At 32.4% G+C, this 13072-nt stretch carries 10 protein-coding genes; 3 read left to right on the top strand and 7 right to left on the bottom strand.

What is annotated here, in order from left to right; all coding sequences use genetic code 11:
• Positions 1-8: 8 nt before the first annotated feature.
• Positions 9-2987, bottom strand: a complete 2979-nt coding sequence (locus tag BT151_RS10140) for an amidohydrolase family protein (protein ID WP_072401805.1) — start codon at positions 2985-2987, stop codon at positions 9-11.
• Positions 2988-3061: 74 nt separating this feature from the next.
• Positions 3062-4129, bottom strand: a complete 1068-nt coding sequence (locus BT151_RS10135; RefSeq protein WP_072401803.1) for a DUF3810 domain-containing protein — start codon at positions 4127-4129, stop codon at positions 3062-3064.
• A 72-nt stretch (positions 4130-4201) separates the two neighbouring features.
• Here BT151_RS10135 and BT151_RS10130 point away from each other — a divergent pair, with 72 nt between their 5' ends.
• Entirely contained in the window at positions 4202-5662 is a 1461-nt protein-coding gene (locus BT151_RS10130) for an aminoacyl-histidine dipeptidase (protein WP_072401801.1), read from the top strand.
• A 13-nt stretch (positions 5663-5675) separates the two neighbouring features.
• Positions 5676-6077 (top strand): ACT domain-containing protein, encoded by a 402-nt coding sequence (locus tag BT151_RS10125; RefSeq protein WP_072401799.1) that lies wholly within the window; start codon positions 5676-5678, stop codon positions 6075-6077.
• On the opposite strand, the gene yidD is transcribed toward BT151_RS10125, so the two are convergent.
• The 5 genes from yidD to BT151_RS10100 all read right to left on the bottom strand — a co-directional run bounded on the left by yidD (position 6074) and on the right by BT151_RS10100 (position 11487).
• Positions 6074-6295, bottom strand: coding sequence for a membrane protein insertion efficiency factor YidD (gene yidD / locus BT151_RS10120; protein WP_072401797.1), 222 nt, complete (start codon positions 6293-6295; stop codon positions 6074-6076). The genes BT151_RS10125 and yidD overlap by 4 nt on opposite strands.
• 105 nt (positions 6296-6400) lie before the next feature.
• A complete protein-coding gene (gene cysS, locus BT151_RS10115; RefSeq protein ID WP_072401795.1) occupies positions 6401-7882 on the bottom strand; it encodes a cysteine--tRNA ligase in 1482 nt (493 codons plus the stop codon).
• 27 nt (positions 7883-7909) lie between these two features.
• Entirely contained in the window at positions 7910-8587 is a 678-nt protein-coding gene (gene folE / locus BT151_RS10110) for a GTP cyclohydrolase I FolE (protein WP_072401793.1), read from the bottom strand.
• Positions 8588-8853: 266 nt separating this feature from the next.
• Positions 8854-10377, bottom strand: a complete 1524-nt coding sequence (locus BT151_RS10105; protein WP_072401791.1) for an OmpP1/FadL family transporter — start codon at positions 10375-10377, stop codon at positions 8854-8856.
• Positions 10378-10404: 27 nt separating this feature from the next.
• Positions 10405-11487 carry a hypothetical protein gene (locus BT151_RS10100; RefSeq protein ID WP_072401788.1) on the bottom strand — a complete coding sequence of 361 codons (1083 nt, stop codon included), beginning with the start codon at positions 11485-11487 and terminating at the stop codon, positions 10405-10407.
• A 99-nt stretch (positions 11488-11586) separates the two neighbouring features.
• Between BT151_RS10100 and proS the strand changes: the two genes are divergently transcribed.
• A complete protein-coding gene (gene proS / locus BT151_RS10095; protein WP_072401786.1) occupies positions 11587-13065 on the top strand; it encodes a proline--tRNA ligase in 1479 nt (492 codons plus the stop codon).
• Positions 13066-13072: the final 7 nt, after the last annotated feature.

Raw genomic sequence — 13072 nt, 5'->3', positions numbered from 1 at the left:
TTCAATTTTTAAAATTCATGATCTATTGAATCACAGTGTAATAGTTCATTTTCTTTCTTTTTAATAGGTTGCGTTTTCAATCCTTTATTCTTGGCTTGCAACATCATATTTATAAGTTCACTTTTTTCCTTTTGAATGGCTTCACGCATCATTTCGTCACGTTTTAAATCAAAATAAGTAACACCTTCAATAATTGTTTTTTCAGCTTTAGCATAAATTGAAAGCGGATGATCTGTCCATAAAACCACATCGGCATCTTTGCCAACTTTTAGGCTTCCAACTCGGTTATCAATATGAAGAAGTTTTGCAGGATTTAAGGTTACAAATTTCCAAGCTTCTTCTTCACTAATACCACCATACTTAACAGATTTTGCTGCTTCTTGGTTTAGTCTTCTAGACATTTCGGCATCATCACTATTAATCGCCACCGTTACGCCTGCATTATGCATAATTGCCGCATTGTAAGGAATGGCATCGTTTACTTCATATTTATAAGCCCACCAATCACTAAAAGTAGAACCCCCAATACCATTTGCAGCCATTTTATCAGCAACTTTATAGCCTTCTAAAATATGCGTAAAGGTGTTCACATTAAAGTCGAATTTTTCGGTAACTTTCATGAGCATATTAATTTCACTTTGAACATAAGAGTGACAAGAAATAAAACGTTCTTTATTTAAAATTTCAGATAAAACATCAAGTTCAATATCTTTTCTGTAAGGCTTACCGCTTTTCTTTAAAGCATCATATTCTTTTGCTCTTGTAAAATAATCCATATACACTTGCTCAACACCCATACGAGATTGCGGAAAGCGTACATTACTTTGAGCACGAGTTTGTTTTACATTTTCACCTAAAGCGAATTTTATAAACTTTGGAGAATTGTTATAAACCAGGTTATTTGCTGATTCTCCCCATTTTAATTTGATGATTGCAGAACGACCACCAATTGGATTTGCAGAACCATGAAGCACTTGTATAGAAGTAACGCCGCCAGCAAGATTTCTATAAACATTAATATCGCTATCGTCTAATACATCTTCAATGCTTACTTCGGCAGATGAATTTTGTCCGCCTTCATTAACAGATGCCGTTGCAATATGTGAATGTTCATCAATAATTCCAGCTGTTACATGCTTACCAGTGGCATCAATTATAGTCGCGCTAGAATCTGAAAGGTTTTGACCTATTTTGGCTATTTTACCGTTTTTAATAAGCACATCAGTATTTTCTAAAACACCTTCTTTTTCATTTGTCCAAACTGTTGCATTTTTAAAAAGAATGGTTTCAGCTTTTGGTAACTCAGTAAAACCATATGCCATATTTGGATAGGTAATAGGAAGGACTTCGTTTAATGTGTCGTCTTCCTTTTTCTCCGCATTTGCCTCAGTTTCTGCTTCGCTTTTGTTTTCTGATGTGGCATAAAAAGAAGATTCGTTTCCGTTAGGAAGAATAACTTTTCCTTTTAAATTATTTTTGGCATCAACATGAGCAACTATTCTAATAAATTCTTGTTTTGTAGAATCTATAGTCGTCATCGAGATATTTACCCAGTCTTCATCATATGCAATTTTAGAACCTAAGGTTTTTTCATTTGTTGTGATTTCTAATTTAGGTTTACTCATTTCTCCTTTAATAGACATCTTATATACCTCACCAGATAAGGTAAATTCATAATCACCACTAATATTTTTTTTAGTCATATCTTCAATGACTGTTTTTGCGCCTTGAACCCAGTTTTCGTAAAGGGTTGTTTTTTCTTCAAAAATATCACCAGATGTGATTAAAAAATTAGCTAAACTTCCATTTTTAAGAGATCCAATTAAATCAGATTTTCCAATAAGTTGAGCTGGAATAGTTGTTAACGCTTCTAAGGCTTTTTCTTTTGATAATCCAGCTTCAATAGCTTTTAAAATATTTGATTTAAACTCTTTTGGTGATTTTAAATCGTGAGTTGTAAAAGCAAAAGTGATGTTGTTGTCTGCTAATATTTTTGGATTAGATGGTTTTTGATTCCATGCACGCATATCGCTTAACGATACTGTAGAGACTAAAAAAGCATTCTCAACATCATAAGCATCCGGGAAATTTATGGGCAGAATAAGTTTGCTGTTCGTTGCTTTAATATCATTAATGCGTTCATATTCATCACCGCCACCTAGCATAACATATTGAATATTATAGGCGTCTCCAACTTTGTCTGCTCTTATAATATTGGCTCTACTGCCTGCATCAAAAAACTGAACCAATGATTTGTTTTTATTTAAAGCTTCTAAGGATAAATCTTTAGTTTTAACTTGTCCTTTAGCATACCAATCGGCATCAAGATACATTTGTCTTAACAAAGCCATACTTCCCATTATGGAAGATGGATAAGCTTGACCAGAAGTAACACTTTTACTAAAAGATAGGTATTGTCCAGAATTTTGGTCTAATATTCTATATTCGTTACCATTTTCATTGTTTAGAGCTACTAAAGTTCCGGTTCCTCTTACAATACCATCCTGTATATGTGTGTTAACAACTCCAAATCCGGCTTTTAATAATTCGGTAGCAGATTTAGAATCGTAATTAAATTTTTCAATGGCTTTGTTTTCTGGCATAACATGGTCATTCCAATAGTACCCAGTTCTAGACGCATCATACTGTGCTGTTCTACTTCTTGAACTTGGTCGTTTTGGTTTTTCAACTCCAAAATCTGAATATAAATCAATAAATGATGGGTAAATACTTTTCCCGTCAATATCAATAACAATAGAATTTTTAGGAATTTCAACAGAAGTTCCAGAAGCAACAACTTTACCTTCTTTAATTAGTAAAGTTCCCTTTTCAATAATTTGAGTAGGAGTAACATAAATTTTAGCATTTGTTATGGCAGTGTAGTTGCTAGTATTTGTATGAACACCGTCATTTTTGGGGAAATAATCTTGAGCGTTTATTACTATGGAAAATAGTAAAGCAATAAACAGGACCAGTTTTTTTGTCATAGTTTTAAGTTAATTTTCTTTAAAAGTAGAAAAATTAACTTTTGTTTAAAGAATTGTTAACGTTTTTTAACTTTTCATAAAGATTTTTCATCAAAATAGTTAGTCAGTAACGCTACAACATAACTATAACTTTCCATTCCTTTACTTTGTTTATTGGCTTTTAAGAAGTTGCTATAGAATATTTTAAAATAAGGCTCAGCAGGATTTTGATGTGTTTCCCAAAATAATCTAACTTCTTCGTAGTTTTTTTTTATACCTTTATTTACATCGGCTACCATATCTTCAAATAAACATTCATCACGATTATAAATTTCATTTAAACAAAAACGTAGCGCAAAAGCATAACCAGCATATTTAAAGTAAATATTATCATGATTTATAGCGGCTAAGCAACCTATAAAATTAGCTTCATTTTCGGCAGCATAACCTAATTGATGTGCGATTTCGTGCGATGATGTTGTTGGGAATTTATAAGATGGAATTAATCCATCAATTTGAGCTTCATTTGTCAACGGATTCAAATACCCGCTAAAACCCATATACGTTAAAGGATAACTAAATAGTGATTTTTTTATGCTTTTGGGATGATATTCCAAATGCGGAAAAATCTCTTTAAGGTTATCATAACCGTTAGGAGCAAGTTTTAAAATATCCCTTTTACTAAAAGGGATTTCAACTTTTAAGGTGTCATTGTTTGTAATTTCTAAGTGAATTTTATTGGTCTGTTCGATTAGCTTTTCTGTAACAAAAATCAATTGTTCTGTGGTGTAATCTGCATTTAAATTTAAATTTTTGTGTAATGGCATACGGTAATAGTTCAATCCCCAAAACAAGTGAAAAGCAAAATAAATAATGGAAAAGGCAGAAGTCACATCAATAAACCAGTTTTTTGTGTCTTGTCGAAGGCGTTTACGGTTTTTATAAAACCATCTTATAATGTAAATAATAGCAAAAGCGTAAACTAAATCGCCAAAAGAAAAAGGTAACCAGCCTAATGTGTATCTAAAAATTTTTGAAATAAACTGATAAAAACCATTGCTGTAATATTCTTCTACAAATTCAGGATAATTTGAAAGTAATTTTATTAAAAAATATTGAGGAATTAAAGATAGCGCAAGTATGGTTTTTTTGTTTTTCAGCATAGTCAAAAATAATGAAATGTTTATAATTCCTGTTTAGAATAACTACCTTTGTAAAATACTATTTTTATAATTATGAATTCAGAAATAAGAGCATTAAAACCACAAGCACTCTGGAATAAGTTTGCAGATTTAAACGCCGTACCACGACCATCAAAAAAAGAAGAACGTGTTATTGCTTTCATGAAAGATTTTGGAAAAAATCTGGGATTGGAAACCATTGAGGATGAAGTTGGAAATGTGATTATTAAAAAGCCTGCAACACCAGGAATGGAAAACAGAACCACTGTGGTTATGCAATCGCATTTAGATATGGTGCATCAAAAAAATGGAGATACTGTTTTTGATTTTGATACTCAAGGCATCGACATGTATATTGTAGGCGATTGGGTTAAAGCAGAAGGAACTACTTTGGGTGCCGATAATGGTTTAGGTGTTGCGACTATTATGGCTATTTTAGAAAGTACAGATATTCCACATCCAGCTATTGAAGCCTTATTTACCATTGATGAAGAAACAGGAATGACGGGTGCGATGGGGTTAAAAGGCGGTTTACTTTCTGGTGGTATTTTATTGAATTTAGATACCGAGGAAGATGATGAAATAGGAGTAGGCTGTGCAGGCGGAATAGATGTTACTGCAACAAGAACATATACTGAAGAAGAAACACCAGAGTTTAAGGTTGGTTATGAAATTTTGGTTAAAGGCTTACAAGGCGGACATTCTGGGATGCAAATTCACGAAGGTTTAGGTAATGCTAATAAAATAATGAACCGTTTGTTGTTTGATGGATTTGAAAATTTCGGATTAAGAATTTCTAAAATTGATGGAGGTAGTTTACGAAATGCTATTCCTCGCGAGAGTAATGCTATAGTTGCCATTGATGCGATTCATGAAGAGGCTTTTTTACTAGAAATGAAGCAACATACTGAAATTATAAAAGCCGAATTAAAAACTATGGAACCCGATTTAAAAATCAGTGTTTCCAAAGCAGAAACGCCTTTAAATATTATGGACTTAGGTATTCAAGAAGGACTAACAAGAGCTATTTATGCTGCATGTAATGGTGTTTATCGCATGAGCGCAGATATTCCTGAATTGGTTGAAACTTCTAATAATATAGCACGTGTTATTGTAAAAGATGGTCATATTAAAATAGGTTGTTTAACACGTTCATCGGTTGAGAGTTCTAAAATAGATTTAGCTAATATGCTTCGTGCCACTTTTGAACTTACTGGTTGTGAGGTTGAATTATCGGGAGATTATCCAGGTTGGACACCAAATATGGATTCTCCTATTTTAAAAGTGTTATCTAGTATTTATAAAGATATGAATGGTGAAGAAGCTCATGTTGCAGCTTGTCATGCTGGATTAGAATGTGGTATTCTTGGTCAGAATTATCCAGAAATGGATATGATTAGTTTTGGACCAAATATTAAAGGTGCGCATTCACCAGATGAACGCGCTCAAATTTCATCTGTTCAAAAATATTGGAAGTTTGTTTTAGCTATTTTGAAGAATATTCCTGAGAAATAAAATTTTTAAATTAATGTCTGTTGAAAATAATTTATATCAGTTAATTAAAGAAATGTCACCAGAATTAAATGATGGAGAATTTGTGTTTACCACTATTAATAGTTTTGATAAAATTGATAGAGATATAACACTTTTTGAGTTTAAGGAAAAGGAAGGTATTACTCTTGTTTTAAAAAGAGATATCGCTGATGGTTTAAATCTTTCTTATAATTACATAGCGTCCTGGATTACTTTAAAAGTACACTCATCATTGGATGCTGTTGGTTTAACAGCAGCATTTTCTAATGAATTATCTAAGTATAATATAAGTTGTAATGTTGTTGCGGGTTTTTATCATGATCATATATTTGTTGACAAAAATGATGGTGAAAAAGCTGTAAAGGTTTTGTTAGAAATGTCTAAAAATCACTTCTAAGGTACAGGATCATAACCAGAACCACCCCAAGGATGGCAACTAAAAATACGTTTTATTGCTAACCAACCGCCTTTAAATAAACCATGTTTTTGAAGTGCTTCTTTTGAGTAATGAGAGCATGTTGGTTGGTATCTACAAGTTGCAGGTGTTATTGGAGATATAAAAGTTTGATATACTTTTATTAACAATAAAAATGGTGTAATGAGTAGTTTTTTCATTTTTTAAATAAAGTGATGTCAACTTGAACTTGTTTCAGGTTCTCACTAGATTTGAAATATATTTTATGTAATTCTGAAATAAATTCAGAATAACGTTTTTGCAAATTAATTCACAGAAAACGTTGTACCGTCTTTACCATCTTTTAATTGAATACCAACTTCTAATAATTCATCACGAATTTTATCAGATAAAGCAAAGTCCTTATTGGCTCTCGCTTCTTGTCGTAATTTAATTAATACATCAACAGCTCCAGATAATTTGTCGGTTCCAGAATCATTTTTAGTTACATTTTCAAGTCCTAAAACATCAAAAGTAAATGTGTTTATGATTTCTTTTAAAATGGCTAAATCTTCTGCTGTTAAAGTTTCAGAACCTTCATTTATTTGATTAATGTATTTTACAGCTTCAAATAAATGCGCAATTAAAATAGGCGAATTAAAATCGTCATTCATAGCATCATAACATTTCTGTTTCAATGTATTTATATCTAGTGTAGATTTTTCAGATGCTTTTAATTGGTTTAATAAATTAACAGCGTCCATCAATCTATAAAATCCTTTTTCACTTGCTAACAAACCATCATCTGTTAAATCAAGAACACTTCTGTATGAAGATTGTGCTATAAAAAATCGAATAACACTTGGTGCATAAGCTTTGCTAAAGAATTTGTTGTTTCCAGATAATAATTCATCTGGATTAACCGTATTTCCTGTAGTTTTAGACATGCGTTGTCCGTTAAGCTCTAACATATTGGCATGCATCCAATAATTTACTGGCGATTTACCAACTGCTGCTTCGTTTTGAGCGATTTCACATTCGTGATGCGGAAATTTTAAATCCATACCGCCACCATGAATATCAAAATGCTCGCCCAAATACTTAGTACTCATTGCTGTACACTCTAAATGCCAACCTGGAAAACCATCGCTCCAAGGTGAAGGCCAACGCATAATGTGTTGAGGTTCTGCTTTTTTCCAAAGTGCAAAATCTTGCGGATTTTTTTTATCACTTTGTCCATCAAGTGTGCGCGTATTATGAATTAAATCTTCAAGTTTACGTTTGCTTAATTTTCCGTATTCGTTTGTTTCATTAAACTTATGTACATCAAAATAAACAGACCCGTTTACTTCATAAGCGTAACCATTATCTATAATAGTTTTAATAAGTTCTATTTGCTCAATAATATGGCCGGTTGCAGTAGGCTCAATACTTGGAGGCAAAAAATTGAATGTATTTAATATATTATGAAAATCGACCGTATAACGTTGTACGACTTCCATAGGTTCAATCTGTTCTAAACGTGCTTTTTTAGTGATTTTATCTTCACCAGCATCAGCATCATTTTCTAAATGACCAGCATCAGTAATATTACGAACATATCTTACTTTGTAACCTAAATGTTTTAAGTAACGAAAAATCATATCAAAAGACATAAAAGTTCGCACATTACCTAAGTGCACATTGCTGTAAACCGTTGGGCCACAAACATACATGCCTATATGACCTTTGTTAATAGGTTTGAATATTTCTTTTTTACCAGTAAGGGAATTGTATAGCTTTATTTGCTGATTTTCGTATAACTGCATTCTGATTGATTGGGATTGAATAATTGACTAGAATTTAGTTTCTAACTTAATGTAATCTAGAAATTCTCTTCTTACAGCTTTGTCTTTAAATTTACCACCAAATTCTGATGTTACTGTACTACTTTCAATATCTCTAATACCTCTTGAATTTACACATAAATGTTTTGCATCAATAACACAAGCTACATCTTGAGTGTTTAAAACCTCTTGAAGTTCTTTTACTATTTGAATAGTTAAACGCTCTTGAACTTGCGGGCGTTTTGCAAAGTAATCAACAATTCTATTCATTTTAGATAAACCAACTACTGTACCGTTTGAAATGTAAGCAATATGTGCTTTACCAACTATAGGCAATAAATGATGCTCGCAAGTTGAATACAATGTTATGTTTTTTTCAACCAGCATTTCACCATATTTATACTTGTTATCAAAGGTTGATGCACTTGGTTTTTTATTAGGATCTAAACCACCAAAAATTTCTTTTACAAACATTTTTGCAACTCTATTTGGTGTGCCGTTTAAACTATCGTCTGTTAAATCAAGACCTAAGGTTTCCATAATGTGACGCACATCATCCTTAATAATATCTATTTTTTCTTCATTTGAAAGTTTAAAAGCATCTAAACGAAGTGGGGTGTTTGATGAAGTTCCAACATGGTCTTCTCCTAAAGGGTCATATCCTTCTATATTATTGTCAATTTTCATCTGCAATTTTTAATTGTTTCTTAGATATTAGGTTTAATAGGCCTTTTTGCTATTATATTTGTATTAAAATTATGATTAAGGCTCATTTCACCAATCAAAAAAAATTCATTTTAGTCTGCAAAGATAAACAATTCAGTTTTCTTAATAATTTATCTTAACAAACAATTGTACTTGGATTTTGTCTCTACTTTGAATGAATTATTACAAAAAAAGAAAAGCTTGAATTTTTTAGGATTCAAGCTTTTTTTAAGTCGTGTGTTTTATTTTTAAATATTGAAGCTTAAAGATAAAGTTATGTTAGAGTTTTTTCTATCTATACTTGCCGTATCAATTAAGCCAACATTGTATAATGGCGTTTTATTTGTACGTTCAGATTGATCATAAGTTAAATCTAATTTAGTGTTACCAAAACTATAACCAAGACCTAGTGAGAAACCATTTAAATCTCCAACGGTTACACCATCAGCATAAGGGCTTTCTTCAAAACGATAACCACCTCTAAAACTAAGTTGTTTTACTTTATACTCTCCACCAATTCTATAAGTTGAAGCATCTGTAAGTACGTTGCTTATTACTTCGTTTTGATCGGCAAAAAAGACATCAGATTCTGGCTTAAATTTTGTTTTACTGTAATCTTTTCTAGAATAATCAAAACTAATTAAACCTTGATTTGCAAAAACGTATGCTAAACTTCCGCTAACTTTTGATGGTGTTTGAAGTCTATATCGAGGGTAAACATTTACAACATCAGGATAAATTTCTATAAATCCATTATCTCCATCTGAAGCTAAATATTGAGTTGTTTCCTCATCAATAGAGAACCAAGTAGGAGAGTCGTAAGTAAGACCTAATCTAAGTTCAGGACTTAATTTCATAATTCCTCCTAATTGAAATGAAAACCCGTTTCCTGTTGTAGATAAATTATTTTCAAATTCAATATAATTTACTGTTGAACCTGCATTTGCATTGTCTTCAAGCAATAAGGTAGAACGTTCGTAGTCTATAAAATGTGAGTTTAAGTTTATACCTAAATATAAATTATCTTCATATTGTGCAGCAAAGTTAAATGTTACTTTTCCATTATAACCTGTTGCAAAATAGGAGTAATCATGGTCAAAATTCCCAGGAGATACATTTGAAGAATAAAGAGTGTTTGCATCATCATCGGTATCTGGTTCAAGTATATAAGATTCATAACCTAAAAAAGCTTGTTGGTGAGAAAATCCGTAAAAATTTCCTATATCATTATAAGCTTCAGATAAAGTTTCGTCTGGGAATGCAGATATTTCATCTAATCTTTTACCATCTGCATAATCATAAAAATAACTAGCAATAGAATTGCTAAATTGTCCATCATCATTTGTATTGTTTCCAAAAGCAAACCAATTATCTTCATGGTTATTAGTTCTGTCGTATGCAATGGCAAGAGTGAATTTTCGCCAAGGAGAATTATTATTGCTTTCGAATACAAAAGCAGCACCTGCTTGGTTAATATCAAAGTTAGATTCGTTTGATGAACCAAGACCGTTAAAATATTGAGTATTGTTTTCGGTATCTAAATTTGAAACCGTAAACGATGCATGACTTTTACTAAATACAGCAGAACCTGCAGGATTTAGGCTTACAGCACTCATGTCGCCTCCTAATGCACCAAAAGCACCACTTAGCGCTCTAAAACGAGCAGTTCCTTGAATTTCACTTTGTGAATATCTTAATGCATCACTAATGTCTTGTGCGTAAATTGTAGACATAGATAGCAAACCTATGAACAGTAAATTTAACTTTTTCATATATAAATTTTTACACTTTTTTTAATATTAACCGCGTCTTCTTCCACCTCCTGATGATGATCTAGAACCAGAACTACTTGACCCACTACTTGATGACCTTGTAGTTGACCCAGAAGATGAATTAGAACTTCTATTTGGTGTGTATGTTGAGTTATTTGAAGATGATCTTCTGTTGTAATTATTGTTTCCAGAACTAGAGCTTCTAGTTGTGCTAGAACTTCTTCTCATTGTTGAAGATGATGATCTAGCTGTAGAGTTGCTAGAAGGCGTTCCTATTCTTGTGCTTCGTCTTACTACTCCTGTGTTGGCACGTGTGCCATTAGAATTGTAACTTCTTCTTACAGCTGTAGTAGCAGTATTGTTTGAATTTACACGACTACTTCTAGAAGTATTATATTTTGATGTTGCAGCTCTTGAACTTACAGAACTACGTCTGCCAGTATTTAAACCTGTTGAGTTGTTTGCATAATAACTACCTCTTCTACTAGCACTATATGACGCATTCCTACCATAATATCTATTACCATAATATCCATTATTGTAACCATAGTAACCGTAGTTTCTATAGTAAGGACGATAGCCATAGTAACCCCAAGGGTTATAAGCCCATCCGCCATAAAAGCTAGCTCCGTAGTAAGGGCTCCAAGAATTGTAATAGCCCCAATTATTCCATCCGTAGTTCCATCCCCAATTATAATAAGGGCTGTTCCACCAAAAGTTGTTAAATCCGTTATCAATGTAGTTTATAGTCACACTATTACTGTTTTGACCCCAACCAGCATAACCTTGGTAATCATTAACTAGGCTATCATTTTCTACATAATTGTCACTTTCATAAGCATCTATATCAGTAAAAACAGCATCATCTGCATAGAAATTCTCAGATTCTATAGACTTGGTTTTAAAATAGTTTTCGTAATAGTTACTGTTAGATTGGTTTGGGATTTCAACAATAGCTTCTTCATATTGGGTCTTATTTTCTGTGCTACCATAAATACCATCACTATCAGAGCCAACGTATTGATAAGAACCGCATGACACTAATCCTAATAGCAAACCAAATAAGGCTACTTTAGGAGCTTTTATTTTTATGTATTTCTTAAATTGCATATCTCTTGATTTTTATTGTTGAACATAACAAAAATAGTTAGTTTTGCTGAACTATTTTTTTATTTAACATAGGTACAATATTTGTGCCAAAACATAGATATGAGTAAAAAACTTACTAGTAGAGCAGAAGATTATTCTAAATGGTATAACGAATTGGTTGTCAAAGCAGATCTAGCGGAGAATTCGGCTGTTAGAGGATGTATGGTAATTAAGCCTTATGGGTATGCAATTTGGGAGAAAATGCAAGCAGAATTAGATAGAATGTTTAAAGAAACAGGACATCAAAATGCCTATTTTCCATTATTTGTACCAAAAAGTTTATTTGAAGCTGAGGAAAAAAATGCAGAAGGTTTTGCTAAAGAATGTGCCATTGTTACACATTATAGATTACAAAACGATCCAGATAACCCAGGAAAATTACGAGTAGATCCTAATGCAAAGTTAGAAGAAGAACTTATAGTTAGACCAACTAGTGAAGCTATTATTTGGAATACTTTTAAAGGTTGGGTTCAATCTTATCGAGATTTACCATTATTAATAAACCAATGGGCAAATGTAGTGCGTTGGGAAATGCGTACACGTTTATTTTTGCGTACTGCAGAATTTTTATGGCAAGAAGGGCATACAGCACACGAAACTAAAAAAGAAGCTTTGGCAGAAGCCGAATTAATGAATAATGTATATGCCACTTTTGTTGAAAAATTCATGGCAATTCCTGTAGTTCAAGGTTTAAAAACAGAAAGTGAACGTTTTGCTGGAGCAGAAGAAACTTATTGTATAGAAGCCTTAATGCAAGATGGAAAAGCTCTCCAAGCAGGAACTTCACATTTTCTTGGTCAGAATTTTGCTAAAGCATTTGATGTTAAGTTTGCTAATAAAGAAGGTAAGCAGGATTATGTTTGGGCAACTTCATGGGGTGTTTCTACAAGATTAGTAGGCGCTTTAATTATGACACATAGTGATGATAATGGTTTGGTATTACCTCCAAGTTTGGCACCAAATCAAGTGGTTATTATTCCTATTTATAAAAATGAAGAGCAACTAGAAGCTATTACAGAAGTTGTAAATAATATTATGAAGGATTTACGCAGTAAAAATATATCTGTAAAATTTGATAATAGAGATACTTTTAGACCAGGAGCTAAATTTGCACAACATGAATTACAAGGTGTTCCATTACGAATTGCTATTGGTGCTAGAGATTTAGAAAATGGAACAGTTGAACTAGCAAGACGAGATACACTTACAAAAGAGGTTGTGTCTTTAGATGGTTTAGTTGATAAAGTAGAAGGTTTAATGACCGAAATACAAGATTCATTATTTAATAAGGCTTTAGATTTTAGAAATAGTCATAATACCGAGGTTGATACTTTTGAGGACTTTAAAAAGGTTTTAGAAACAAAAACTGGCTTTATATCAGCGCATTGGGATGGCACTCCTGAGACAGAAGACAAAATAAAAGAGATAACAAAGGCCACTATTAGATGTATTCCTTTAGAAGGAAAAGAAGAAGAAGGCATTTGTGTGTATTCAGGAAACCCTTCAAAACGTAGAGTATTGTTCGCAAAAGCGTACTAATGCAAAT

The organism is Flaviramulus basaltis, from assembly GCF_900114265.1.
Classification (GTDB): Bacteria; Bacteroidota; Bacteroidia; order Flavobacteriales; family Flavobacteriaceae; genus Flaviramulus; species Flaviramulus basaltis.
Note: the sequence above shows the minus strand (reverse complement) of the source record. Positions and strands in the feature narration are given on the sequence as shown.

What these genes read in the sequence shown, in the direction of transcription:
- BT151_RS10130 (WP_072401801.1), top strand. Translation starts at nt 4,202, where the DNA reads ATGAATTCAGAAATAAGAGCATTAAAACCACAAGCACTCTGGAATAAG.
- proS (WP_072401786.1), top strand. Translation starts at nt 11,587, where the DNA reads ATGAGTAAAAAACTTACTAGTAGAGCAGAAGATTATTCTAAATGGTAT.
- folE (WP_072401793.1), bottom strand. Translation starts at nt 8,587, where the DNA reads ATGAAAATTGACAATAATATAGAAGGATATGACCCTTTAGGAGAAGAC.
- BT151_RS10105 (WP_072401791.1), bottom strand. Translation starts at nt 10,377, where the DNA reads ATGAAAAAGTTAAATTTACTGTTCATAGGTTTGCTATCTATGTCTACA.
- yidD (WP_072401797.1), bottom strand. Translation starts at nt 6,295, where the DNA reads ATGAAAAAACTACTCATTACACCATTTTTATTGTTAATAAAAGTATAT.
- BT151_RS10100 (WP_072401788.1), bottom strand. Translation starts at nt 11,487, where the DNA reads ATGCAATTTAAGAAATACATAAAAATAAAAGCTCCTAAAGTAGCCTTA.
- BT151_RS10125 (WP_072401799.1), top strand. Translation starts at nt 5,676, where the DNA reads ATGTCTGTTGAAAATAATTTATATCAGTTAATTAAAGAAATGTCACCA.
- BT151_RS10135 (WP_072401803.1), bottom strand. Translation starts at nt 4,129, where the DNA reads ATGCTGAAAAACAAAAAAACCATACTTGCGCTATCTTTAATTCCTCAA.
- cysS (WP_072401795.1), bottom strand. Translation starts at nt 7,882, where the DNA reads ATGCAGTTATACGAAAATCAGCAAATAAAGCTATACAATTCCCTTACT.
- BT151_RS10140 (WP_072401805.1), bottom strand. Translation starts at nt 2,987, where the DNA reads ATGACAAAAAAACTGGTCCTGTTTATTGCTTTACTATTTTCCATAGTA.